The 26129-nt window shown below is 49.8% G+C and carries 22 protein-coding genes and 1 pseudogene; 7 read left to right on the top strand and 16 right to left on the bottom strand.

Annotation, left to right across the window (positions count from 1 at the left end; translation table 11 throughout):
* Positions 1 to 32 precede the first annotated feature (32 nt).
* The 10 genes and pseudogenes from ribD to CRO57_RS04300 all read right to left on the bottom strand — a co-directional run bounded on the left by ribD (position 33) and on the right by CRO57_RS04300 (position 10043).
* A complete protein-coding gene (gene ribD / locus CRO57_RS04345) occupies positions 33 to 1148 on the bottom strand; it encodes a bifunctional diaminohydroxyphosphoribosylaminopyrimidine deaminase/5-amino-6-(5-phosphoribosylamino)uracil reductase RibD (protein WP_170955946.1) in 1116 nt (371 codons plus the stop codon).
* Between the two features lie 86 nt (positions 1149 to 1234).
* Positions 1235 to 1693: a transcriptional regulator NrdR gene (nrdR, locus tag CRO57_RS04340; protein WP_097152141.1), complete on the bottom strand. Its 459-nt coding sequence runs from the start codon at positions 1691 to 1693 to the stop codon at positions 1235 to 1237.
* A 63-nt stretch (positions 1694 to 1756) separates the two neighbouring features.
* Positions 1757 to 3101 (bottom strand): annotated as a pseudogene (glyA, locus tag CRO57_RS04335) (serine hydroxymethyltransferase).
* Between the two features lie 325 nt (positions 3102 to 3426).
* Positions 3427 to 3645, bottom strand: a complete 219-nt coding sequence (locus CRO57_RS04330; RefSeq protein ID WP_097152140.1) for a DUF6898 family protein — start codon at positions 3643 to 3645, stop codon at positions 3427 to 3429.
* 103 nt (positions 3646 to 3748) lie between these two features.
* On the bottom strand, positions 3749 to 5002 hold the full coding sequence (locus CRO57_RS04325; protein ID WP_170955944.1) for a L,D-transpeptidase family protein: 1254 nt from the start codon (positions 5000 to 5002) through the stop codon (positions 3749 to 3751).
* A 616-nt stretch (positions 5003 to 5618) separates the two neighbouring features.
* A complete protein-coding gene (gene ldtR, locus CRO57_RS04320) occupies positions 5619 to 6131 on the bottom strand; it encodes a transcriptional regulator LdtR (protein WP_097152138.1) in 513 nt (170 codons plus the stop codon).
* Positions 6132 to 6356: 225 nt separating this feature from the next.
* A complete protein-coding gene (gene mmsB / locus CRO57_RS04315) occupies positions 6357 to 7241 on the bottom strand; it encodes a 3-hydroxyisobutyrate dehydrogenase (RefSeq protein ID WP_097152137.1) in 885 nt (294 codons plus the stop codon).
* A gap of 189 nt (positions 7242 to 7430) precedes the next feature.
* Entirely contained in the window at positions 7431 to 7856 is a 426-nt protein-coding gene (locus CRO57_RS04310) for a DUF6163 family protein (RefSeq protein ID WP_097152136.1), read from the bottom strand.
* Positions 7853 to 8890, bottom strand: coding sequence for an enoyl-CoA hydratase/isomerase family protein (locus tag CRO57_RS04305; protein WP_097152135.1), 1038 nt, complete (start codon positions 8888 to 8890; stop codon positions 7853 to 7855). The genes CRO57_RS04310 and CRO57_RS04305 overlap by 4 nt, the downstream gene beginning before the upstream one ends.
* Before the next feature lie 13 nt (positions 8891 to 8903).
* Entirely contained in the window at positions 8904 to 10043 is a 1140-nt protein-coding gene (locus CRO57_RS04300; RefSeq protein ID WP_097152134.1) for an isobutyryl-CoA dehydrogenase, read from the bottom strand.
* A 347-nt stretch (positions 10044 to 10390) separates the two neighbouring features.
* Here CRO57_RS04300 and hemB point away from each other — a divergent pair, with 347 nt between their 5' ends.
* The 7 genes from hemB (at position 10391) to CRO57_RS04265 (ending at position 19618) form a co-directional block, all read left to right on the top strand.
* On the top strand, positions 10391 to 11416 hold the full coding sequence (hemB, locus tag CRO57_RS04295) for a porphobilinogen synthase (protein ID WP_097152133.1): 1026 nt from the start codon (positions 10391 to 10393) through the stop codon (positions 11414 to 11416).
* Between the two features lie 189 nt (positions 11417 to 11605).
* Complete coding sequence (locus CRO57_RS04290) at positions 11606 to 12856, top strand: threonine ammonia-lyase (RefSeq protein WP_097152132.1); 1251 nt, start codon at positions 11606 to 11608, stop codon at positions 12854 to 12856.
* Between the two features lie 227 nt (positions 12857 to 13083).
* The gene (locus CRO57_RS04285) at positions 13084 to 14820 is read left to right on the top strand and encodes a methyl-accepting chemotaxis protein (protein WP_097152131.1); all 1737 of its coding nucleotides are present in this window, start codon (positions 13084 to 13086) and stop codon (positions 14818 to 14820) included.
* A 231-nt stretch (positions 14821 to 15051) separates the two neighbouring features.
* Positions 15052 to 15555, top strand: a complete 504-nt coding sequence (locus tag CRO57_RS04280; RefSeq protein WP_097152130.1) for an RDD family protein — start codon at positions 15052 to 15054, stop codon at positions 15553 to 15555.
* 191 nt (positions 15556 to 15746) lie between these two features.
* Entirely contained in the window at positions 15747 to 17591 is a 1845-nt protein-coding gene (locus tag CRO57_RS04275) for an SLC13 family permease (protein ID WP_097152129.1), read from the top strand.
* Between the two features lie 124 nt (positions 17592 to 17715).
* Positions 17716 to 18459: an arginyltransferase gene (locus tag CRO57_RS04270; protein WP_097152128.1), complete on the top strand. Its 744-nt coding sequence runs from the start codon at positions 17716 to 17718 to the stop codon at positions 18457 to 18459.
* 121 nt (positions 18460 to 18580) lie between these two features.
* Positions 18581 to 19618 (top strand): endonuclease/exonuclease/phosphatase family protein, encoded by a 1038-nt coding sequence (locus tag CRO57_RS04265; RefSeq protein ID WP_170955943.1) that lies wholly within the window; start codon positions 18581 to 18583, stop codon positions 19616 to 19618.
* A 66-nt stretch (positions 19619 to 19684) separates the two neighbouring features.
* Here the strand turns inward: CRO57_RS04265 and parC are convergent, their stop codons facing one another.
* The 6 genes from parC to acpS all read right to left on the bottom strand — a co-directional run bounded on the left by parC (position 19685) and on the right by acpS (position 26118).
* The gene (gene parC / locus CRO57_RS04260; RefSeq protein WP_244580008.1) at positions 19685 to 21913 is read right to left on the bottom strand and encodes a DNA topoisomerase IV subunit A; all 2229 of its coding nucleotides are present in this window, start codon (positions 21911 to 21913) and stop codon (positions 19685 to 19687) included.
* 99 nt (positions 21914 to 22012) lie between these two features.
* Complete coding sequence (gene recO / locus CRO57_RS04255) at positions 22013 to 22750, bottom strand: DNA repair protein RecO (protein ID WP_097153195.1); 738 nt, start codon at positions 22748 to 22750, stop codon at positions 22013 to 22015.
* Between the two features lie 104 nt (positions 22751 to 22854).
* Positions 22855 to 23766: a GTPase Era gene (gene era, locus CRO57_RS04250; RefSeq protein WP_097152125.1), complete on the bottom strand. Its 912-nt coding sequence runs from the start codon at positions 23764 to 23766 to the stop codon at positions 22855 to 22857.
* Complete coding sequence (rnc, locus tag CRO57_RS04245; RefSeq protein ID WP_097152124.1) at positions 23763 to 24488, bottom strand: ribonuclease III; 726 nt, start codon at positions 24486 to 24488, stop codon at positions 23763 to 23765. Before rnc ends, era begins: the two co-directional genes overlap by 4 nt.
* A gap of 182 nt (positions 24489 to 24670) precedes the next feature.
* Positions 24671 to 25423, bottom strand: a complete 753-nt coding sequence (gene lepB, locus CRO57_RS04240; RefSeq protein ID WP_097153194.1) for a signal peptidase I — start codon at positions 25421 to 25423, stop codon at positions 24671 to 24673.
* Positions 25424 to 25701: 278 nt separating this feature from the next.
* Entirely contained in the window at positions 25702 to 26118 is a 417-nt protein-coding gene (gene acpS, locus CRO57_RS04235; RefSeq protein ID WP_097152123.1) for a holo-ACP synthase, read from the bottom strand.
* Positions 26119 to 26129: the final 11 nt, after the last annotated feature.

The raw sequence follows: 26129 nt of genomic DNA, 5'->3' as shown, positions 1-26129 counted from the left end.
GGCGGGTGGCGGCAACCTTGGGGAGATGTGCTTTAAAAACGTGGTTCGTTGCGCACAAAAGTCATAGCTCTGTCTTGCCCCATCGCGCTCTGATGTTCAAGAGAAAAACCAGCCCTTATCAGGGCTTGCTGAGGATCGATGCCAAATGGCCGCAAACCCTCCCCGATTGGGTTTGCGCCGCGATAGAGGATGAACTCATCAATCAATTGTTTTGAAAGCAGCACTTTGGCGAGCGTTGCCCCGGTCTCAGCGAAGAGTGTATTGATGCCCTCTTCGGCCAATAATTTCAGCGCCTGATCCAGATCCACATGACCGCGGGAGGTCGGATCTGTCAGCAAAAGCTTACAGCCTCTCGCTTCCAGTGCAAGCGCTTTTTCTGCCGAGATATGACCACTGGCAATTATCCACGTAGGAACGCTTTCAGCTGTCCTCACCAAGTTGGTGGAGAGTGGAATACGTCCCTTACTATCAAGAACAATGCGAATAGGAGATCTGTCTTCCAGCCCGGGCAGACGAACCGTCAGAGATGGATCGTCAATCAGAGCCGTTTCGATCCCGACCAGAATAGCATCGGCACGAGATCGCAAAGCATAAGTACGCTTCTTTGCCGCAAGTCCGGTAATCGGCACATTCGCCTCGTCCCGACTACCGATGAAACCATCGGGCGAGATAGCCATTTTGGCCTGCAACCAAGGACGATTGGTCTGAGTACGAGAAAGAAACCCTGACAGATCTCGTTTGGCATGCGCTTCAAGGAGGCTGGTCTCAACCTCAATGCCTGCTGTGCGCAACATCCCGAAGCCACGTCCATTGACACGGGGGTCCGGATCGCCTTTGGCACAAACAACACGTGCTATGCCCGCCTCTATCAAACCTTGTGAGCAAGGAGGGCTTTTTCCGGTATGGGAACATGGCTCCAGCGTCACATAAGCTGTCGCACCTTTGGCTTGATCACCGGCAACAGCCAATGCAACACGTTCGGCGTGAGGACGCCCCCCGGGTTGGGTATGTCCCTGCCCGACTATGATGGGACCATTGCCCGTGAATTGAACCAACACACAGCCCACAGATGGATTTTCTGCAGTCTGTCCCATTCCTCGTCGCCCGAGACGCAAAGCCAGATGCATGAAACGTTCATCCCATGACACTTGCTCGCTCTTTGAAAGAGGGGCAATTGAATTTCGACAGATCATGCTTTGGCCTTTCCGGGGAACGGGATCAGGCGGAGAATGGATTATTCATCTTCAGAAGATAGCTCATCCAGAACGTCGGAGAAATCTTTTGCTTCGGCGAAATTACGGTAAACAGATGCAAAGCGAATATAGGCGATGTCATCGAGGCTTTTCAGACCTTCCATAACAAGTGTACCAATTTGCTCGGCCGATACTTCTGAATCACCTTGACTTTCCAATTGACGTACAATGCCCGACACCATGCGCTCGGTCCGTTCTGGCTCCACAGGACGCTTGCGAAGAGAAACCTGGACAGAACGCATAAGCTTGTCGCGATCAAAGGGAACACGGCGACCTGTACGTTTTATAACGGAGAGTTCGCGCAACTGGACGCGCTCGAAGGTTGTGAATCGCCCACCACAGCCATTGCACACACGCCGACGGCGAATGGCAGTATTGTCTTCTGTCGGGCGAGAATCCTTGACCTGAGTTTCGTCACATCCACAATAAGGACAGCGCATTGATCACCCTCGCACGTTAGGCAGCTATCGGGAAAATGCTCCCGATAGCTGATTTTTCAAGCCTTACAGACCGGCATAAATCGGGAAGCGATCGGTCAGTGCAATGACCTTTGCCTTTACCGCTGATTCTACCTCTGCATTGCCTTCTTCGCCATTTGCGGCCAAACCGTCAAGCACTTCGATGATCAATTCACCAATCAGCTTGAACTCTTCCGCGCCAAAGCCACGGGATGTCCCCGCTGGAGTACCAAGGCGGATACCGGAAGTGATCATTGGCTTTTCAGGGTCGAACGGCACACCGTTTTTGTTACAGGTGATGAAAGCGCGACCAAGTGACGCTTCTGCAGCTTTACCGGTCAAGCCTTTTGGACGCAGATCAACCAACAGAAGGTGGTTGTCAGTACCGCCAGATGCGAGCTCCAGGCCACCTGCGTAGAGGGTATCAGCCAGAACCTGCGCATTGTCACGAACAGCTGTTTGATACGCTTTGAAATCGTCCGTCAAAGCTTCGCCGAATGCGACAGCCTTAGCAGCAATCACGTGCATCAGAGGACCACCCTGCAAACCAGGGAACACAGCGCTGTTCACCTTCTTGGCGATATCGGCGTCGTTGGTCAGAACCATACCACCACGTGGACCACGCAGGGTTTTATGAGTAGTGGTGGTTGCAACATGAGCATATGGGAATGGGTTCGGATGCAGGCCTGCAGCAACAAGGCCAGCAAAATGAGCCATATCCACCATCAGGAATGCACCAACGCTATCTGCGATTTCGCGGAAACGTTTGAAATCGAACTCGCGAGAGTAAGCAGAGCCACCAGCGATGATCATTTTCGGCTGATGTTCTTTAGCCAGTTCTTCAACCTGATCGAAATCGATCAGGCCGTCCTGCTTGCGTACACCATACTGGATGGCATTGAACCATTTACCAGACTGGTTTGGACGCGCACCGTGGGTTAGGTGACCACCTGCATCCAGGCTCATGCCAAGAATGGTATCACCTGGCTTGATCAAAGCCATGAAGGCCGCCTGGTTGGCCTGAGAACCGGAGTTTGGCTGAACGTTGGCAAACTCGCAGCCAAACAACTGCTTGGCACGATCAATCGCCAGATTTTCGGCAACATCAACAAAGTGACAACCACCATAATAACGGCGACCTGGATAGCCTTCCGCATATTTGTTGGTCATGATGGAGCCCTGTGCTTCCAGCACCGCCTTGGAGACGATATTCTCTGAGGCAATCAGCTCGATTTCCTGCTGCTGGCGGCCCAGTTCGTCATTGATTGCTTTCGCAATATCTGGATCCGTGCTTGCCAGATCATTGGTGAAGAAGTTTGGGAAGATCGCTTCTGTCATAGACATTACCCTTTGACTCAAGAAAATGCTTGCCTGGTCCTGAGGATGGCAGAAAGACTGAAAACCGGATTGCTCCGTCCTTCAGTTCATTTCATTTTCGAATGCTGTTCTGCTCTTTTCAAACCGGCTGATTGTTCGGTTCGGATTTAGCTTCTAGCATGGAAAAGTACCACCCGTCTGTTTCTAATTATGCTCTTATTTTTTTCAAATGATCTCATTTAAGCATCATTATGATGCAAATATGAGCTCATCAATTTCCTATAGGAAACATATCTTCCGCATAAAATGGCAAATTCCCAACAATTACGCAAGGTTTCTACAAAGAAATTTGTTTCCTATGAGAAACTTTTGGATAATACGGAGCAATTTTCAGTTCCTTATACCCACTTTCCGGGACGGTCTACCTTCGACGCCAGATCGTTCAGACGTTTTTTGAGTTTGCGAACAGCCAAGTTCTGCAAATCCGACTGAGAGACGCTGGAAGGACCAAAAACAGATACCTCAACGCCTGTTGCAGCATCTACGGCAATCGCCTTCACCTGTGAACCAATAGAGATAAATTCAATATAGATCTCTCCGGGTTGGGGCTTGCTCATAACCGTCTCCTGAAACTGCTATTCCGACATAAGGTGTAAAAAAGGCGGGCGGAGGCCCTGCCCCTGCCCGCCTGAAATGGCAGTTTAACCGATTCTCAGACACCTATTGCAAGGGAGCAACAGGTGAGAGACCATCGCGATTATAAATATCATCGCGGAAATGGATCATGCCGCCAGACGTAGCCCATGCTGTGATATAAGTCATATAAATCGGCACTCGACTTCTGACAGACACGTCCATACGCTCTCCCGAGCGGATCACATCATCAATCGCAAGACGATTCCAGCCCGGCGTTTGACCCAACACCCAAGTTACGAATTCACGCACATTCTGAACACGTACGCATCCTGAAGAATGGAAGCGATAAGATGATCCAAACAAGGTTTTTGACGGGGTATCGTGCAGATAAACCGCATGCTTGTTGTGGAAATTGATCTTGATGGATCCCATCGAATTTTTCGCGCCGGGCTCCTGACGGAATTGATAGTTCAGAGCTTCATCAGTCGTCCAATCTACCTGTGAGGCGTCAAGTTCGACATTGTTTCGAAGATCGCGGATATGGATCCTGTTATCTTTCAGATAATCCGGATCCTTCTGCATTTTCGGAATCAGATCCTTACGGATGATACTGAGCGGAACGTGCCAATAAGGATTGAAATTGATTTCGTGAATCTTGGATGCCAAAACCGGACTCTGCCGATCAATCTTGCCAACGACGGCGGTATGACGAGAGTGAACTGCACCGGTTTGAACTGTCTCAATCTCTGCTGCCGGAATATTGACCATGACATATCGATCACCCAGATATCCCGACATGGCCCGAACGCGCACCAAGTTGGTTTCCAGCTGTCGCAAACGCACCTGCGCCGGAACATTCAGTGCGGCAAAAGTTTCCTTGCCCACCAATCCATCAGGCGAGATACCGTGACGAGACTGGAAACGGCGTATGGCAGCGTCAACATAAGAGTCAAATACATCGCTGACACCAAGAGACTGCTGCAAATCACCTGACATGGTGAGGCGTTGACGCAGAATGGTCACCGCCTCGCTACGCGCACCAATGCGCAAAATCTTTGTATCAGGAACCAGAGGCCAGCCACCACGTTGCACCACACCGTAATAGAATTGCATGGCTTGTTCGATGTTGCTGGCGGTTTGCGGCGAGAGTGTCGGTTCTGCAGTTCTCACTGCTGCCACAGTTTGGCCCGGAGTATCGAAACGATCTCCCCATTCCACTTGATTCTGGTTCAGCACTTCATCAAGCGGGTTAGACTGCGCAAAGGCTGGAACCGTCTTGGCCATCACAAGGGAGGCAGCCAACCCTGTTCCCAATCCGAAAACCTGTCGTCTGGACATTTCAAGCATTCTAGCGCGCTCTGTAGGGTTGGAAGCGTTCGCTGGCAGATGTCTCTTCTGGCTTTTCTTGTCTTGCACTGGTCTCTCCGTGGCGCTCCCGATGGTGGTTCACCGCTCTCTTTGAAAGTGTGTAAATGCGTAGCACGAGGTTTGTCGGGTTACAATCTCTGACTTAGTCCCAGTCAGATCGACTAACAGCTCACAAACTGAATGCGCTTTGATTGTGGCGAATTCTGGATGAATGGAGGGTGAATTGCTCACAAGCAGCTCACACGCAATGACAGAATTGTGAGTATTCAATATCAGACATCAAATGAAGAGATTGCGGAGTTTACAATATTGCTACCGTATTGAGTGCAATCAGAGAATCAATAATTGAAACATATGAGAGAATAAAAAATCCCCCCAAGAGTGCGATCTCGGAGGGATTGATGATGGTCAGTTCTCATAGAACATTATCTTGATTGTAAAGGGGCTGATGTCGCAAACAGTCCCTTTGTCTTGGTTGGGGCCAATCTCCATCAGCCCAGGCTTCCCGCCGGAAATTTTTAATCCGTGTCGAGAAGTTGCCCTCTGCCTGTCCCTGTTAAGCAGACAGAAGGAAGTTATTGCCCTGTTACAGGCGATACAGGATCTGATCGGTCCAGAAGCGCTCAAGGCGCTGCAAGGATTTGTTGAGCGAGACGAAGTCGTCTGCATTCACACCACCCACCTGTTCGATGGTATTGATGTGACGCTCGTATAATTCGCTAACGATCTGACGAATTTCCAAACCCTTGTCCGATAGACTGATGCGAACAGAACGACGATCCACTTTGGAACGCTCGTGGTTCACATAGCCCATATCTACAAGTTTCTTGAGATTGTAGGATACGTTCGATCCTTGATAATATCCACGAGAACGCAGCTCACCTGCGGTCACTTCTGAATCACCAATATTGAACAGGAGCAAAGCCTGTACGCTGTTAACATCAGAGCGACCACGGCGATCAAATTCATCCTTGATAACATCAAGAAGGCGACGATGCAGTCGTTCGACGAGACGTAGGGCATCCATGTAGAGAGGTTTCATCTCTACCGTGCCTTCAGCGTCGCCGACCGTTTCCACTGCCTGTTGTGCTGTAATCATCCGTTTGAGCCTCATTTTTATTTGACTTATTATGCGGCGGGTTTTCCCGCTTCTGAAAATCAACTTACGGCTCAGCGCATAAAATGCCGTAAAAAAAGAGACTTAACAGAGCCTTAAACGGCAAAAAGCCGGCCTTTTTGGCGGCCGACTTCCATAATTGGTAAATAAGATCTTGCAATATTTTCACAAAATCGCAGAAAACCGCGCTTTTATCCTGACACGATTTTAACCGCGAAGTTTATTGATGATGCCGGAGAAGTCGACATTGCCGTTTCCAGCATCACAGAAAGCGGAATAAAGCTCATCCGCAGCTGCTCCAAGAGGGGTTTGGGCGTTAACAGCTCCAGATGCTTCTTGCGCAAGCTTAAGATCTTTCAACATCATGGCGGCAGCAAAACCCGGCTTGTATTCATTGTTGGCAGGTGATGTCTCTACAGGTCCCGGGACCGGACAATAGGACGTCAGCGACCAGCACTGACCGGACGCAGTGGAAGAGATATCGTAAAGCTTTTGGTGATCCAATCCGAGCTTCTCTGCCAGAGCAAAAGCTTCACAAACCGAGATCATCTGAATACCAAGCATCATGTTGTTACAGATCTTGGCTGCCTGGCCATTACCAGCACCACCCGCATGAACAATGGTCTTGCCCATGATATCCAGAAATGGCTTTGCGGCAGCGAAGGCTTCGTCAGAACCACCAACCATGAAGGTCAAAGTGCCGGCAGCAGCTCCCCCCACACCACCAGAAACAGGGGCATCAACCATTTTCATGCCAGCCTGCTCGGCAATTTTCGCCACATCACGAGCGGATTGCACATCAATGGTCGAGGAGTCGATCAGAGTTGCACCTGAATTGATATTAGCCAGAATACCGTCTTCACCAGCATAAACCTCACGAACATGCTTACCAGCTGGCAACATGGTCACCACAACATCAGCACCTTTTACTGCCTCAGCAACGGAACCAAAGGCCTTACCACCTGCTTCCTCCAGTTTGGTCAAGGCATCCTGGCTTAAATCGAAGCCTTTCACGTCGTGACCGGCTTTTGCCAGATTGGCGGCCATTGGACCACCCATATTGCCCAAACCTACAAATGCAACCACTGCCATGGTTCTTTCCTCCAATATTTTTCACCCCACCCGATTTATTTGAGCTGGTGATTATTGCAGCATCCAACAGGTGGATGCCTGTTTTCGAATTCATCACAGAGATAGCACCAGATCACATGATACTGCTCCCCCAGCCCAATCAGTTGATCAATCCGCTGATCGACCAGAATGGGAAATCATACCTTGCTCTTATTCATGCTTTTTCTTGCTTGCCCGGTAATACACCAACAGGCAAGCAAGAAGCATGATGAGCAATCCGGCAATTTGCAACAACACCGATGGCAGCGGATGGATCGCAAAACCATCCCAACGAATGATGGCCGCGATCTCGACAATAGCGGTCACTCCCCAGACGACAACACCCCAGAAAGTCAGCAACCAGAGGCCAACAGCAGCAATCAGAAAAGAACAGGCCAGAATAACCCGCAGAGATTGCTGTTCCCAATTTCCCCGGATCAACCCACTCTCCCCTCTCGCACCGAGCAAATCAGCCCAATAAAAAAGGCCGGCAACCATCAGGCATAGACTGCCAAAACGCGCCAAGGTTATGAACCAGAATGGAAGATTTTCACTCCATACATGCTTGGAATAGGAATCCAGATTTAATGCTGTCATATCTCATCAAATGTCAGTTCACCGTTTTCAAGCGGTGCGAAATGGGCTTCGATCTTTGCTGGATCCACTGATTCCAGCTCTGCTGGATTCCATTCCGGTGCACCGTCTTTGTCAACGATGGTTGCGCGTACTCCCTCATAAAAATCTTCTTCATGCAAAATACGATGGACAATTCGATATTCCAGCGCCATGCATTCTTCAAAATCAGCTTTCGCTCCTCGCAAAACCTGAGCGAGCCCAACGTGAATGGAAGTTGGTGACTTGCCATCTAGCTGTTTGAGTGCTTTCTGTGCGAATGAATGTCCATCTGCTTTTTCTTTCAAGCTATTGACGATTTCCAGGACGGTTGGTTTGGAGAAGGCTTCATTCATGATGTCAAGCGCTGAAGCATCAAAGGTTGGCTCGAAAAGCTGATTGTAACTGGACAATACCGCCTCAACTTGCTCGCCTTGTGCAATACGATCAATGATGGCGTCAAAATTCTCTGAAGAAGTTGCATGAGTGGCAAAGCCAAGAGCTGCGCAATCAGCCTGTCTCAAGCGCGCACCGGTCATGGCCAGATATGTGCCAACCTTGCCCTTCATGCGTGGCAAGAAATAAGTGCCACCGACATCGGGGAAAAAGCCAATGCCAACCTCAGGCATCGCGAACATGATGTTCTCACCTGCCACGACATATTTGCCATGGACCGATATGCCAACACCTCCGCCCATGACAATGCCATTGATCAGGGAAATGTAAGGCTTTGGGTAACGAAAGATGGCGCGATTGAGTCGGTACTCGTTCCAGAAAAAATCAAAGGGAGGATTGCCTTTGCCATCATAAAGGGCACGGATATCCCCTCCGGCAGAGAAGGCTTTCTCACTGGCTGAAGTCAAGATGACAGCTTTGATACCGTCATCCCCTTTCCATTCACCCAACTTTGCCGCCAGTTCCTTGACCATATCATGGCTAAGGGCATTCAACGCCTTGACCCGTTGCAGAGTGATCAGGCCTACACAGCCGCGTTGTTCAAAAGAGATGTCGCTGGACATTAAACAGACCCTCTTAGCGGTTAAACAAATCGCGTGAGATAATCAGACGCATGACTTCATTGGTCCCTTCCAGGATTTGATGGACGCGGACATCACGCAAATACCGTTCGATCGGATAATCACGCAAATAGCCATAACCACCATGTAGCTGCAGCGCCTGGTTCACAATGTTGAAGCCAGCGTCAGTTGCCAGACGTTTGGCCATGGCCGCCTGTGTGGTCGCGTCAGGCGTCTTGGCGTCAACCAGTGTTGCAGCACGATGCAACATCAGGCGGGCTGATTCCAGCTCGGTCGCCATATCGGCAACCCGGAATTGCAGGGCCTGAAATTCTGCAATGGCGCGGCCAAACTGCTTACGTTCTTTCATATAGTCGATCGCGCGATCCAGACAGCTCTGTGCTGCACCAAGGGAACAGGCGCCAATATTCAGGCGCCCACCATCCAGGCCAGCCATGGCAATCTTGAAGCCTTGCCCTTCTTCACCGATCAGGTTCTCAGCAGGAATGCGGCAATCTTCGAAATTCACCTGTGCTGTTGGCTGGCTTTTCCAGCCTAGTTTCACCTCTTGTGCACCAAAAGAAAGGCCTGGTGTGTCTTTTTCTACAACAACACAAGAAATGCCCTTCGGACCATCCTGCCCGGTACGAACCATGACAACATAAACATCAGCAACCCCACCGCCGGAAATAAAAGCCTTGGAGCCATTCAATACATAATGATCACCATCACGCACGGCTTTTGTACGCAAGGCTCCAGCATCAGAACCAGCATTTGGCTCGGTCAAACAATAGGAGGCAAATTTGTCCATTGTACAGAGAGATGGCAACCATTTGTTACGCTGCTCATCATTGGCGAATGTATCTATCATCCAAGACGCCATGTTATGGATGGAGATGTAAGCAGAAGTAGAGGTACAGCCCTTGGAGAGCTCTTCGAAGATAATTGCTGCATCCAAACGAGATAGACCAGAGCCACCAACATCGTCTTTCACATAGATACCGCCAAAGCCGAGTGCCGCCGCCGCACGCAGGGTATCGACCGGAAAGATGGATTTTTCATCCCATTCCTTGGCATACGGTTCCATTTCGTTGGCGGCAAAGTCCGCCGCCATTTCCTGAAAGGCGCGTTGTTCTTCAGATAGTGCAAAATCCATGAATCTTCCCTCCCGGACTTCTCTTTTCAGTGTGCTTGACATATCCCACAATGTTCGTCAACGCGCCAAAAGGGTAAAGTATCACTATATATCCATTCAACCTTATGTTTTATTTGAATTTAATAGATGCATTTTACGTTGACGGAATAGTTATTTGTGCTTTTTGATCCATCATTACGAAATGCTTAGTTATTTGACCTTTGATAAAGTGCTAGGAGTGAGATGGGGCTATGACAAAATCGAAGGACCATTCGGGCCGTCACCCACACTTTGATACAATATAGAGACAGGCAGTTAGATACTCTTGATTTGACTTGCTTATGAGACCGCATTCAGGACCCTGCAAAATGGATAGATCTATACATTCTTCTTCTTTCATTGACGTCAGTGCCATCACCGGTGGCCGTCGCATGCGCCGTAACCGAAAGTGCGATTGGTCCCGCCGTCTTGTGCAGGAAAACCAACTCACCGTGAACGATTTGATTTGGCCGATTTTTCTGATTGAAGGCGAGAATGCAATACAACCAGTTAAGTCCATGCCTGGTGTCGAGCGCTATTCCATTGACAATGCGGTCCGTGCTGCCGAGAAAGCTGCCAAACTGGGTATTCCTGTTGTGGCGCTCTTCCCCAACACTCCGACAGAGCTGCGCGATGATGAGGGATCGGAGGCCTTGAATAGCGACAATCTCACTTGCCGTGCTCTTCGCGCAATCAAAAAGGAAGTGCCAGAAATTGGCTTGATGACCGATGTGGCGCTGGATCCCTATACCAGCCATGGCCATGACGGTTTGCTACGCGATGGCATCATTGTCAATGACGAGACAGTCGAACAATTGACCCGCCAAGCTCTGGTTCAAGCAGAAGCGGGCTCAGATATTATCGGTCCTTCGGACATGATGGATGGTCGCATTGGAGCCATTCGCCAAGTCTTGGACGGCAATGGCTTCACCGATACTCAAATCATGGCTTACACCGCCAAATATGCTTCAGCCTTCTATGGACCATTCCGTGAAGCTGTTGGTGCCAATACTACCCTGAAGGGCGATAAGAAGACCTATCAAATGGATGCAGCCAATAGCGATGAGGCCCTTTATGAAGCGGAGCTGGATATCGCAGAGGGAGCTGACATGCTGATGGTCAAACCAGGCATGCCTTATCTGGATATTGTCCGTCGCTTGAAAGATCAGTTCTCACTACCGACCTTCGCCTATCAGGTCTCTGGGGAATATGCGATGATCTGTGCTGCCGGTCAGAATGGCTGGCTGGACCAAGACCGTGCAATGTGGGAAAGCCTTCTTGCCTTCAAGCGTGCTGGTGCTGATGGCATTCTGACTTATTTCGCGCCGACGGTCGCAGAAGCTCTGAATGAATAAGACCTATCAAAACAAAAATTGAGAAAAATACCCCCAACTCGTTCAAAGTTGGGGGTATTTTTTGTGCTACTACCATCAGTATCATGAATTTTTCACTCAATTTATTTCACGCCAACTTTTCCCTTGAGCTTTCGAATGGAAAGGAGTGAATTAGAAACCCGATTCCGAATTCCGTAAAAGGTCCCAGTCATGGCAAATCAATCTCATACTTCATTGCCTCCTGCAATTCCCAAACTCTCTGATATTCAGGCCGCGGCAAACGAGATTGAAGGTGCTCTTCTCAATACCCCTACGCTGCCCGCAAAGAAGCTTGCTGATGCTTTGGGGACCGATATTTTCGTCAAATACGAGAATATGCAGATCACCAATGCCTTCAAGGAACGCGGAGCCTTGACCAAATTGCTCTCGCTGACACAAAGGCAAAGGCAAGCAGGGGTTATTGCAATGTCAGCAGGCAACCATGCTCAGGCAGTCGCCTATCATGCCAGTCGCCTTGGAATTCCCTCAACCATTGTCATGCCGGAATTTACTCCCTTCGTGAAAGTTGCTTCCACCAAGGCCTTTGGAGCCAAAGTCATATTGGAAGGCGAAACAGTCGCAGAGGCAGGTTTGGCTGCCGAACGCATTGCAGATGAGCATAACATGACCTTCGTACATCCATATGATGATTATGATATCATACGCGGTCAGGGTACCATTGCATTGGAAATGCTGTCAGCAGTGCCGGACCTGGATTGTCTGGTCATCCCTATTGGAGGCGGTGGGATGATCTCTGGAATGGCAATCGCTGCAAAGGGGATCAAGCCGGGAATTGAAATCATCGGAGTTGAAACCGAGCTTTATCCCACCATGCATAATGAGCTAAAGCAGGAAAATCTGGAATGTGGGGGTCAATCATTGGCTGAAGGCATCGCAGTCAAGAAAGCAGGTCGCCTTCCTGCCCTGATTGCTGCAGATCTGGTCAGCGATATCATCCTGGTATCAGAGCGAGAGATCGAGCAAGCTATCAATGCCTTTGCCACTCACCTTAAAACAATGGCAGAAGGTGCAGGCGCCGCTGGCCTTGCTGCCATTATCTCTCAACCTGAACGCTTTGCGGGTCGTAAGGTAGGGCTGGTATTGTCGGGAGGAAATATCGATCCTCGTCTGCTTTCATCCATCATGGTACGTCAGTTGGGCCGCAAGCAGCAGATCGTTGGTTTGCGCATCACCATTCCTGACCGCCCCGGCGTGTTGGGTGAAATCTCCACTGTCATCGGTGATCTGGGAGGAAATGTTCTGGAAGTTGATCATCACAGGACCTTTCTGAATGTTCCGGTCAAGGGTGCTTCCATTGATATCACGATCGAGACCAGAGATGCTGATCATGCCCAAGACATCATCAAGGGCATCGAGTCAAAAGGCCATAAGGTAGAACATCTCAACGCCCCGAAAAAATGAGGTGCGCCCTTCAGAAAACTACCGGACCGATCAATTCTAACATATTGAACGTACTCCACTAGTTATAGGTCAATTATCAGTTTTGACAATTTTCCACAAATGCTGATTTTAGATCACTCATTTATCTTCTAAACTTCGAAACTTATTAATTGTTAACTCAACGAGCCTTAAGTCAGGGATGACTAAAATCAAAGTTATCAGCTACGACATAGTGGGGTTGTGGGCTCATGAAGACCAATTTGGAAGCGGGCAAGATCCAATCAGAAATGGTTGGCCAGCTATATAGTTTTATTACGAATAACAGATCATTGGATGATCGGGCCGAAAAGTCTTGGGATGCCATTTCCCGCCAGATGCCATCAATCATGCAGAGTTTCTATAATGATCTCTCCAAAAATCCTGGCCTTTCCTCCAAACTGGGGTCCAATGCTGCTAAAGTCCCCTCTCTTGTCAATGCTCAACTCTCCCATTGGGAGCAGATTCTGACCAGTCAGGTGAATGGTAGCTTTCAAGATCATTCCTACAAAGTGGGCGTCGCTCACGTTCGTACCGATTTAACTCTGGATTGGTATCTGGCCTCCTATGGACGCCTGATGTGCGATATGATTCCGGAGATTGTTAAGAACAATCGTTTTTCTGCCAAAAAACTCACCGAGAGCTTGCAAGCTACAATTTCTCGCTTCTTTTTGGACATGGTCCTCTCATCCAACGCCTATCATGGTACATTGGAACATATGTCCAGTCAGGAAAATGGTGTCGTCAACAATCTGAAAAATCTTCAAAATCTCGCCAACTCTGTTATTGAGATCAATGAAATCTCAATGGACATGGCCATTTTGTCTCGAAACACTCAAATGGCGGCAGAAAATGGCCAATCCATATCTGCTGCCGTGACCGAGCTGGTTTCCTCCGTCGAACAATTGTCCGAGACATCCGAGCAGACCGCACAGGGCGCATCAGAGACACATCAGACGGTTTCTGAAGGCCTATCCATCATGGAATCGGTCTCGGATGCAATTCAGAACATTGCCAGCGCCTCCAGCATGACGGAAAACAGCTTGCACGACCTGGTCTCTGTCTCAGAGCAAATTGGCGAATTCCTTTCTGTTATCGATAATATTTCCAATCAGACCAATTTGCTTGCATTAAATGCGACCATTGAAGCTGCGCGCGCAGGGGAAGCCGGAAAAGGCTTTGCCGTTGTGGCCTCGGAGGTTAAAAACCTCGCTACGCAAGCAGCGAAAGCGACTGAGGACATTTCTGAGCGTATCAATGCGCTCAGCGAAGGTGTTCGCACCATTGAAGGGGCGGTATCCGGCTCTCGAAACGCGGTTGAAACAGGAATGGATGCCATTTCAGGCGCCAATCAGGTCATTCACAATATTGGTAATCAGGTGGCCAACGTTTCTGATCGCATGCAAGATGTCGCCAGCATCCTGCAACAGCAAACCGTTGCAAGTCAGGAAATTGCCCATAGCATCACCGGTGTGGCGGACCTGTCTTCCCAGAATGAGCAGACACTTTCCGGTATGGCCGCGACCATGCAGTCAAGCAATGACAAGTTCAGCTCCAACGCAAGCAGCTGGTTCGACAACCAATCTGCCGCCTCCCTTTGTGAAATGGCCAAGATCGATCATGTTCTCTTCACCAAACGTGTAGTCGATACCGTGACCGGGCGTGGCGAATGGCGCTCCGATCAAGTACCAGATCATCACAATTGCCGTTTGGGCAAATGGTACGACAATATTCAGGATCCTTCCCTGCGCCGTCATCCGGCCTTCATGGCTCTGAAAGAGCCCCATCGTATCGTTCATTCGGTTGCCATCGATACATTGAAGGCCAAGGCGGCAGGTGATCTTGATTCCGCCTTTGCAGGTCTGGCAAAGCTGGAACATGCCAGCCAGCAGGTTATTGAAAAACTGGATGACTTTGCTGTCGCCGTTGCAAAGCGGGAAGCAGCCTAAGATTTCAGAAAAACCTTTGTTTCCATTACGCAATCTGTTCTAGCCACTGAACATATATTAGCCGGGGCATATAAAGCACGCTCCGGTTAATTTGCCTGTTATCGTCTTCAATGCTCTTGAAAGCTGTCTCTAGCATCCCACATCTTGTGTAAGTTAAACGCAAGCGCAATAATCCGGAACTCCATAGCGGATCGGCTGTATATGCGCATTTCAAGGAAAGGAAGCATTTCGATGACAAACACCTCCACGGCACCGGTAATGAACGACCGTCGCCATGCCTATGACCCGGAAACACTCCCGGCTCTGTTTGACGGTGTATTGTCACGGCGTGCCATCGCTTTTCTGTTCGATGTAGTCTTCATTGCTGCCCTTGTAGCAGGTGCTAGCGTCGTGGTCGCTATCCTTGGCGTCCTGACATTTGGTCTTGGTTGGTTGCTCTACGGCATTCTGGCGCCACTGGTTGCTATCACCTACACCGCTCTTACGCTGGGTGGTTCAAAAGCCTCCACTCTTGGCATGCGGATCATGGGTCTTGAAATGCGTCTCTGGTATGGTGCGAAGCCCTATATGTTGTTAGCGCTCATGCATAGCCTGCTTTTCTGGTTCATCCATGTCGCATTCACGCCTCTGATGCTGTTGGTGGCCCTGTTCTCCAAACGGGGTCAGCTGCTCCATGACATGATCCTGGGAAGCATTGTTGTTGATCGGGACGCATTATATCACGATCAGGACTGATTCAAGATTTCCGCTCCGAACCATTTTTCACTTTCAAAGGCCGAGGAATTTCCTCGGCCTTTGTTATTTGACCACAGGAAAAAGAGGTAAGACTAGGATTCACTTTTGAAATCCTGCATCCTGATCTGTAATGCTTATGAATGTCTGCTTCGCAGGCTTGGACCTAGAGACAAGACAGGGTGGGCGAATATATGCTGACAGCCGATTTGCAAATGTGGCTTACCTTTGCCGTTATCGGGCTGACCATCATTGCCTACAGTATCGAGCGTTTCGCGATCGAGCTTACCGCGCTTGGTTCTCTTCTCATCCTGATGGTCATTTTTGTCGGTCTGCCTTCCGCACCACGTGCTACCGACAGCATGGTCACCCTTGATGACCTATTGGCTGGCTTTGCCAATCCTGCCCTCCTGACCGTTCTGGCACTTTTGGTGATTGGTCAAGGGTTGTTCCAGACAGATGCGCTGGATGCTCCAGCACAATTGATCACGAGAATAGCAAAAAAATCCCGCTATCTCGCGTTTATCGGTGTCTATATCGCTGCTGCTGTGATCAGTGCTTTCATCAACAACACCCCTGTGGTGGTGATGTTTCTGCCTATCATGACCGTTGTAGCCAGCAATTTGAGACTATCACCTTCCAAGGTTCTGATGCCGCTTTCCTTCATCTCGATCCTTGGCGGTATGACGACAATCATCGGCTCTTCAACCAACCTACTGGTTGCAGAAGCTGCACGTAAAGTAGGTGTGCTTGATCTACAATTCTTCGATTTCACTGGTATTGGCATGATCATGGCCAGTGTTGGGGCAGTTTATGCGCTGCTGATCATGCCTCGATTGCTCCGCAAGCGCGAGAGCATGACCGAAGAGATGTCGCAAACCACCGGAAAACAATTCATCGCCCAGATTCCGCTCACTTATGGTGATCGACTGGTCGGGCAACAGGCTGTTGCTGGCATGTTTCCAAGCTTGAAGGACATGACAGTCAGGCTGGTCCAGCGCGGTGAGAGCCCTCTTCTTCCTCCTTTTGATAATGTCACCTTGCAGCCTGGTGATACGGTTGTTGTCGCCGCGACGCGGCAGGCCTTGCTGGTTGCGCTCAAAGGCGGTCACAATGTGACACAAGAGACAGAGGTCGAGGAAGACGAGGCGAGTCAGAATGCAGCCATGCAGCAATCGGACTTCACACTCGCTGAAGTGATTGTACCGCCAGCCTCGCGGATGATCGGCCAAACAATCGAGCAGGCTGGCATGCGGGCCAAGACCAATTGCATGGCCCTTGGCATCCAGCGACGCTCTCGCATGCCGCGAATGGCCATGAATGACATTCGTCTGGAAGCTGGCGATGTGTTACTGGTCGGTGGGCGGCGCGAATTTGTCGAAGCATTGCGCCTCAGCAAGGATATTCTGTTGATTGAATTGTCAACTACCGATGTCCCTCAGCGCCGCTATGCCCCTCGTGCATTGATCATTTTTTTGGCAACAGCCATTGCCGCTGCAACAGGCTTTCTTCCCATAGCAACGGCAGCTCTTGGCGGAGCATTTGCGATGATCTTGGGGAATTGCCTCAATCTTCGACAGGCTATTCGCGCGCTCGATAGTCGTATTTTCATGCTGGTGGGAGCATCGCTGGCCAGTGCCGTTGCCTTGCAAAAAACCGGAGGGGCACACTTTGTTGCAAGCTTTGTGGTCGACGCCATGCAGGGACAGCCTGCCCCGGTTCTGCTCTCTGGCCTCTTTCTGCTTGTGGCAATTCTCACCAATATCCTGTCCAACAACGCAACAGCGGTTTTGTTTGCGCCTATCGCCATTTCCATTGCAACACAAACAGGATTACCGGTCGAACCTTTTGTGGTTTGTGTCATTCTGGCAGCCAATTGCTCCTTTGCCACGCCAATAGGCTATCAGACCAACCTATTGGTCATGGGGCCGGGTCATTATCGCTTTCAGGACTTTCTAATCGCGGGCATTCCACTCATGCTGCTGATTTGGATCACCTTCTCGCTTGTAGCTCCATGGTATTACGGGATTGCATATTAAGACTGTTCCTCACATTTGCATTAGCAGAACCAGAGCCGTTTGCAGATATGGTATAGTGATGTGAAAGTATAGATCACGATAACCAACAGTGTTGATTCCGGCACGCCTGAACCATAGGACCTCGATGACACGGCACAGTTTCAATAATCCGCAATTCTACCTGACTGCTCCGCAACCCTGCCCCTATTTATCAGACCAACGAGAGCGCAAGATCTTCACCTATATGGTTGGCGAGGATGCGGATAATTTGAATAACAGCCTGTCCAGTGGTGGCTTTCGCCGCAGTCAAACCATCGCCTATCGTCCTGCCTGTGAGAATTGCCAAGCTTGCCTATCCGTTCGCATCGTCGTACCGCTCTACAAATTCTCCAAAAATCAGAGACGCATCCTTCGTAGGAATAAGGATCTGATCACTCAAACAAGCGGGCCCGTAGCTACTACCGAGCAATATGCTCTGTTTCGGGATTATCTGGAAGCACGCCATGATGATGGTGGTATGGCCGCTATGGGGATGGGCGATTACGGAGCCATGGTGGAGGATACTCATGTCAACACGCAGATGATTGAATATCGCCTGCGTCATCCCGATAGCGGCATTACAGGAAAAGGAGGCGAGTTGATTGGCGTCGCACTGACTGATCAACTGGATGGGGCCTGCTCCATGGTTTATAGCTTTTTTCGACCCGATATGGCAGAACGAAGCTTGGGCACCTTCATCATTCTTGATCATATTCGCAGAGCAATTGAAGAAGGCTGGAGCCATGTCTATCTTGGCTATTGGGTCAAAGGCTCTTCCAAAATGGACTATAAGGTTCGCTTTCAACCCATGGAGTTTCTCGGCCCTTATGGCTGGGAGCAGATGAAATAGCGCCTTGCCTCATCTCGACTGCCCCAAAACCTTATCGAGGATGACAAATGCCGTAATCTGGCTTAAAGCCTGAAAGATCTTTCTTGAGTTGATTCCCAATCTGGCAATGAAGGCGTTAACTGTGCGTACTGTTTTCTCCTGGTTTCGAGCATTTATTGATGGGTCCATTCTACTTGGGCTGATTGTGGGTAGCAGCCTATCAGCCTTGGGCCTTCTGGCTTTCATCTGGCCATCGTTTGATATTCTGAATCAGTTTCAGCTCTTGTTTTTGGTATTGACGGTGATTTCGTCCATCGCCACATTCCTTTGGCCGTACTACTTTCCGCGCCTGCGTGCCATCGCACAGTGGATTTTACTGGTTCCATTCATCAGTTCCATTGGCGTTCTGGCACCAGATGTGACTGGTTCCTTTACTGCTCCCAAAATGGATATCACCAGAGTAGATACAGCTTCCACCCGTGCCTTGCGGATCATGAGCTTCAATATCTATCTCGAGAACTGGGATAAGGAAGAGACTGCCAAGTCCATCCTCATTTATGATCCAGATATCGTTTTTTTGCAGGAATATGCGCCCAATCGCTACAAGAATGTACAAGCGCTCAAAAACCGCTACCCTTATCAGGCACGATGTAAATATTGGAGGGACTGCACTCTGGCAATCTTGTCGAAATATCCGCTCTCCAATATTCAGAACAAGAAGCTTGCTTCCAACAATACCCGTGATGATGTGCATGGCCGTGTTCTATCTGCCACTGCCCTGGTCAAAGGCTACAAACCTCTACGTCTCCATACTTTTCATGCTGAGTGGCCGAAACCATTGGGGGAGCAAGATCTGCATTTCTCCAGATTGGATAGCTATATTCGGAAGGATATGAAGCGTTATCCGGATACAATATTGGCGGGGGATTTCAATTCATCCAGCTGGTCTTTCACCATGCGAAACTTCTCGGATCAATTGCCCCTTATTCGTCATAGCTATTTCAAACCAACCTATCCGACGGAGAATTTACGAGTAAAGCGGTATCTGTGGCTACCAGCCTTTCTTAGCCTCGATCACGTCTTTTCCAGCCCCAGCGTTCCTGTCTTCAATCTTGAGCGCGGTTCTGCTTCTGTGGCCGATCATCACCCATTGATTGCGGATGTCCTGATTTTCAAATAGGCCATGTTAACGGATATGAAAAAGGGCCTTTCAGCCCTTTTAAACTTCTCTCAGAGTGCGAGCAACTTAGCTATTTTCAAACTTGTTACTGCGTGGGAAGCCATTCGGCGGCATGCGACCTGCCTGCGCACGATCACCCAGCCATTCCTGCAAATCTTCCATGGAACGGGTGTAAGTGCGGCCTGAACTGTCATTCCAGCTCATGCCCTCTTCCGCCTTGAACACTTTGACATCCGAGATGCCGCCATCCTTATAGCGTTGCAGCATCACACCGCGACCACGGCCCATTTCCGGCATTGCGTCCAGCGGGAAGATCAGAAGCTTACGGTTCTCACCAATAACAGCGACCTGATCACCTTCCGCGTCGATACAAAGCTTGGCTTCGTTCGGAGCCGTTACGTTCAACACCTGTTTGCCTTTGCGTGTATTCGCAATCAGGCCATCCTCGGATGTAACGAACCCACGACCATCAGTAGAAGCCAACAACAACTTGCGACCCGGCTTGTGAACGAAGAAATGAGCGACATCAACACCAGGTTCCATATCCACCATCACACGGATCGGCTCGCCATGTCCGCGCCCACCAGGCAGCTTGTCCGCCCCTAAAGTGTAGAAACGCCCAAGTGTTGACATGATCAACAATTTGTCAGTCGTCTCGGCATGGATGGCAAATTTAAGCTTGTCACCATCTTTGAAATTGAGCGTCTTGAAATCCGCGATGTGGCCGCGCATGGCTCGGATCCAGCCTTTTTCGGATAGCACCAAGGTTACCGGCTCGCGCTCAACCATGGCCATATTGATATCTTCAATATCGGCAGAGCCCGCTTCACCGAAGATGGTGCGTCGACGACCAAGCTCCGTATCCGGACCGAAAGACTTGTACATCTCACGAATCTGACCGGAAATATTCTTCCATTGCAAGCTCTCAGAACCGAGCATTTCGATCAGGGCATCGCGTTCCTTGCTCAGCTGATCATGCTCATTGCGGATTTCCATTTCCTCGAGCTTTCGCAAGCTACGCAGGCGCATGTTCAGGATCGCATCAGCCTGAACTTCCGTAAGATTGAAAGCCTTCATCAATTCGGTCTTTGGCTCATCCTCGAAACGGATGATGCGAATAACCTCATCAAGATTGAGATAGGCGATCAGGTAGCCATCGAGCACTTCCAGACGATGCTCGATCTTTGCCAACCGGTAGCGAGAACGACGGATCAGAACTTCGCGGCGATGATCAAGCCATTGCCGCATGACCTCTCGTAGACTGAGAACTTTCGGAACATTCTGAGAGTTCAGAACATTCATGTTCAGTGAGACCCGCGATTCCAGGTCTGTCAGCTTGAACAGCGCTTCCATCAAAAGATCCGGATCAACCGACCGATTCTTCGGCTCCAGCACAACCCGGATATCCTCCGCTGACTCATCCCGTACATCTACCAGCAATGGCAGCTTCCGGTTTTGAATCAGTTCGGCGATCCTCTCAATCAGGCGGGATTTTTGCACCTGATAGGGAATCTCGGTCACAACAATATTGTATGCGCCTCGCGCGAGAGGTTCCTTGTGCCATTTGGCGCGCAGACGAAAGCCGCCTCGCCCGCTTTTGTAGGCATCCAGAATTTGCTCGCGGCTTTCAACAATCATGCCACCGGTTGGGAAATCCGGCCCGGGAACCAGTTCCACCAGCTTCTCATCTGATGTTTCCGGATCTTTGATCAGTTGAAGAGCTGCTTCGCATAGTTCCGAAACATTATGCGGCGGAATGGCAGTTGCCATACCCACGGCGATGCCGTTGGAACCGTTTGCCAATAGATTTGGGAAATTGGCAGGTAGAACAATAGGTTCCTTGTCCTCGCCATCATAGGTCTCGCGAAAATCGACTGCATCCTCGTCGATGCCTTCCAGAAGGCGCTGGGCAACCTCGGTCATGCGTGCCTCGGTATAACGCATGGCCGCAGCATTATCGCCGTCAATGTTACCGAAATTTCCCTGACCATCAACTAGTGGATAGCGGACGGCAAAATCCTGTGCCAGACGAACCAGTGCGTCATAAACCGCCTGATCTCCGTGGGGGTGGAATTTACCGATAACATCACCGACAACACGCGCACATTTCTTGAAGCTAGCGTTCGGATCCATCTTCAATTGCCGCATGGCAAAAAGGATGCGGCGGTGCACGGGCTTCAGGCCATCACGGACATCAGGCAGCGCACGCTGCGTGATCGTCGACAATGCGTAAGCGAGGTAGCGCTCTTCCAGCGCCGAGCGAAGATTGATGCTTTCAATCTCGCCAGATTTCATCAAATCATTTCCCATACAGCGATGGATAGCGAATCTGCACGATTCGTGCAATCTTCTGGCGGTTGAGAGCGGCGGAAAACCGGGGAAACTAACTTGACATCAATCCAGTGTCAGATGCGAGCGTATGCAATTGATAAAGCTTTCGCGCATAGCGGGCTCGTTCAACTCTCTGGGGTGATAGATGTGTCGCTTCAAAAAGAAATCCGTCAACACAAACCCTTTTTCGATTTCGGCAAAAGCCAGACGATTGCCAGTTTCCTGCCCAAGCAAGAATTGCGGTAGCACCAAAAGGCGATCATGATAAGGTTTTCCGGCCTCACTGCACACTGCCCTACCCGATTTGGGTGAAACATAGGCAAGATCATCTGCCTGGCCCGTTGCAGCGCAATGTTCCAACTCCAGTCCAAAACCAAGCTCTGCGAGAAGAGCCAATTCGAAACGTATCATCAGCTCAGCGGCAATATCCGGTTCTGTAAACTCATCGACAATAACCGACAGTGCCCGATGAAGATAAGGATGTGGATCACGTTCTGGTAACAACCGGATCAGATCTGCGAGAAACTGAATACCATAGGTTCCCATTGAGCTTTCCATGAGCTTGGCAGCACGTGAATGCAGTGGTTCCACAGTAAACTGACCCAAATGGTTTTCCATGCGTGCTTTCCAGGTCACCTGGACACTATTGCCAAGCTGAAGCACGGGCTGCATGCGCTTCGAACGTCCCGAACGCACAACCCCCAAATGACGACCACGTTCTGCGGTCATTACTTCCAAAATAACCGCTCTCTCACCATGGATGCGTGTTCCAAGAATTATAGCGTCGGATGTCCATTCCATGGCAGCAGCCTGGCTCGCAAAAAGAAAAAAGGAAAGCACTGATCTTTCGGCGCTTTCCTTTTTAAGTGACTCGAGCGTTGCTCGCAAATCAAGTCAGATAGAACCTAGATCGGGAACTCCAGCCCCATTTCGCGATACCGCTCAGGATCATCCACCCACCGCTCGCGCACTTTGACAAACAAGAAGAGATGAACCTTGGCTTCCACCAGCTCGCTCAGCTCTTCACGAGCCGCCATGGAAATCGCCTTGATGCTACGGCCATTCTTGCCAAGAACGATCATTTTCTGGCTATCGCGCTCAACATAGATGACTTGCTCGATGCGCACGGAACCGTCAGGCTTCTGTTCCCATTTCTCCGTTTCGACGGTGGAAGCATATGGCAATTCCTCATGCAGACGCAGAAAAACCTTCTCGCGTGTGATTTCTGCTGCCAGTTGACGCATTGGCAAGTCAGAGATCATGTCTTCCGGATAAAGCCATGGACCCTTTGGCATCTGATCGGAGAAATAGTCGAGGATATCATCGGTATGATCGCCATTCAGCGCAGATACCATGAAAGTCTGGTCAAACCCGGCAATCTCGTTCACCTTTGCAGCAAGCGCCAGCAAGCTATCGCGCTTCACCAGATCAATCTTGTTGAGTATCAGTACCTTGGGCATCTTGATATCATTGACACCCTCCAGAATGCGCTCGACTTGCTCGGTAACGCCCTTTCGAGCATCGACAAGAACGGCGACAAGATCAGCATCTTTGGCTCCACCCCAAGCAGTGTTGACCATTGCACGATCAAGACGGCGTTTTGGAGCAAAAATACCAGGCGTGTCGACGAAAATCACCTGATCGTCGCCTTTCAGGGCAATGCCGCGAATCAAGGAACGGGTGGTCTGGACCTTGTGTGTCACAATGGAGACTTTGGTACCCACGATCTTGTTGACCAATGTCGATTTACCAGCGTTGGGCGCACCGATAAGGGCAACAAAACCACACTTGGTTTTCATATCTTGTGTATCGATCATTTTGCTTTTTCCACCGGTTCGCCATCCTCATTCCAGATTGCTTCACGTATGAGCATGGCACGGGCTGCATTTTGTTCTGCTATGCGTTTCGAAGGTCCGTTGCCAAAGATAGATTCCATACCTTCGACTTCACATTTCAGGATGAATTCTGGTGCGTGGTCGGGACCTTTACGGGAGACTTGACTATAGAGAGGCGGAGGTAATTTGCGTCCCTGCACCCATTCTTGCAAAGTGGTTTTGGCATCACGTAGCGGACCTTTCCAGTTCAGCATACGCTCTTTCCAGTTTCTGGAAATGAAATCTCGAGCCTGTTCAAAGCCACCATCCAGAAAAATGGCACCGATGATTGCCTCACAAACATCGCCAAGGATGGCATCCTTCTTATAACCACCAGCCTGAATTTCTCCTTCTCCAAGGCGAATAAAGGACCCGACCTTCAGGTCCTGGGCAACAGCAGCACATGTCTCATTACGGACCAACCCGTTGAGACGACGCGCCAACTCTCCTTCATCGGCTTTGGGGAAAGCTTCCAAAAGCATATCAGCAATGGTGAGTGCCAAAACACGGTCACCCAGAAATTCATGCCGCTGATAAATTTCTTCTATCTGATGTTTTGGGGAACTGACCGAGCTGGAATGGGTCAAAGCCCGTTCCAGATGGGACATATCTTTGAAGACATATCCCAGTGTCTTTTCCAAAGAACTGGTATTTTTCTTTTTCATTCGATTTCCCGGTTGGGAGTGTGTATCCGAAAAAAGATAAGCCGCACTGCCTCTCAGCTGTGCGGCGTTCCTTGCCATATATAGCGTAATTTGCTTGGCTCTTCTATCCAAAGAGTGATGTCAGGTCCATGCTTTTTTGCCCGACATCGGCTGATTTCAGCCCAATTCAGCAATTGTTTGGACTAGATCCAGGTAAACCATCGATCCCAACGAGCTGATTCTGGCCAAGTCCAGACCTGCCAAGGTGCTTTTTCGTCTCCAATCGAGAAGAAGATAACCTGTGCCTTACCAACCAAATTCTCATATGGCACATACCCAACCGACGCCAGTACGCGGCTATCGGTGGAATTATCCCGGTTATCTCCCATCATGAAATAATGTCCTTGCGGCACTTCATAAACAGGCGTGTTGTCGAGATAGGTATTTTCCAGATCAAGCGTTGTATAGGTCACTCCGTTCGGCAGTGTCTCTTTATAGCGAGCGACACGACGCTTCTTACCGTTGTCTTGCGTTTCGATAAAATCCTCAACCTGCTCACGCGGCACGGCCTTACCATTGATGTTGAGTTGACCTTCAATCATCTGGATCTTGTCGCCCGGCAGACCAATCACACGCTTGATGTAGTCGGTAGAATTATCACGTGGCAATTTAAACACCACGACATCGCCGCGCTTGGGCTCACTGCCCATGATACGGCCCTTGAATAGAGGTGGTCCAAAGGGTAGTGAGTAACGGCTGTAGCCATAGGAGAATTTTGAGACAAACAGATAATCACCAACCAGCAACGTTGATTTCATGGACCCGGAAGGGATGGAGAAAGGCTGAAAAAGAAGAGAGCGTACCACCAGTGCCAGAATAAGGGCCTGAATGATAACCTTGATGGTCTCCCCAAGGCCACCTTCAGCTTCGTTCATATTGTCTTGCGACACGCTCATGCTCTTTTCCTCTTTCGCCTTGCTGCAGGTCAGCAGGCTCATGCAACGAAATTCATCTTTCGCGCTTGCTGGATGACAGGACTTACTAGAGGCAGTTAGGATGGCAGCCCGTATTTGCAAGCCGGTTTTTCTTCTTTTTGCATCAAAATTGGGATTCTTTGAGTCTTTTTCGCATCCGGGCGTAGTTTTCCCTAGATCTTCTTGCTTCCTGACCACATCTGATTTTTTTGAACCGACTTATATAGATCCCCAAAGGCTTTTATTTCGCGGCGATTTCTCTAGTTCGGCCGGGGCCACTCCTTCGGATATGCCGATATAATGACATAGGCCTGAGCGAGTGGATAATCATCCGTGATTGTTAGATCAATTTGCGGCACGAAGCCGTCCGGTATCATCGCTTGCAATCGTTCCCGCGCACCGCCCGTCAAAACCAATGTCGGCTTGCCCGATGCCAGATTGGAAACCCCCATATCACGCCAATAAACACCATGGTTGAGACCGGTACCCAATGCCTTCGAGCAAGCTTCCTTGGCAGCGAAGCGCTTGGCATAGGAAGCGGCCTTGTTCTGGCGCCGCTCTGACTTGGCCTGTTCTTTGTCAGTAAAAATTCGCTGGATGAAGCGACTTCCAAAACGCTCAATAGACTTCTCGATCCGCCGGATATCAATCAGATCATTACCAGTTCCCAAAATCATACTTGCACCTC

The sequence above is a fragment of the Cohaesibacter gelatinilyticus genome, assembly GCF_900215605.1.
Taxonomy (GTDB): domain Bacteria; phylum Pseudomonadota; class Alphaproteobacteria; order Rhizobiales; family Cohaesibacteraceae; genus Cohaesibacter; species Cohaesibacter gelatinilyticus.
This window is presented reverse-complemented; position numbering and strand designations above follow the sequence as displayed.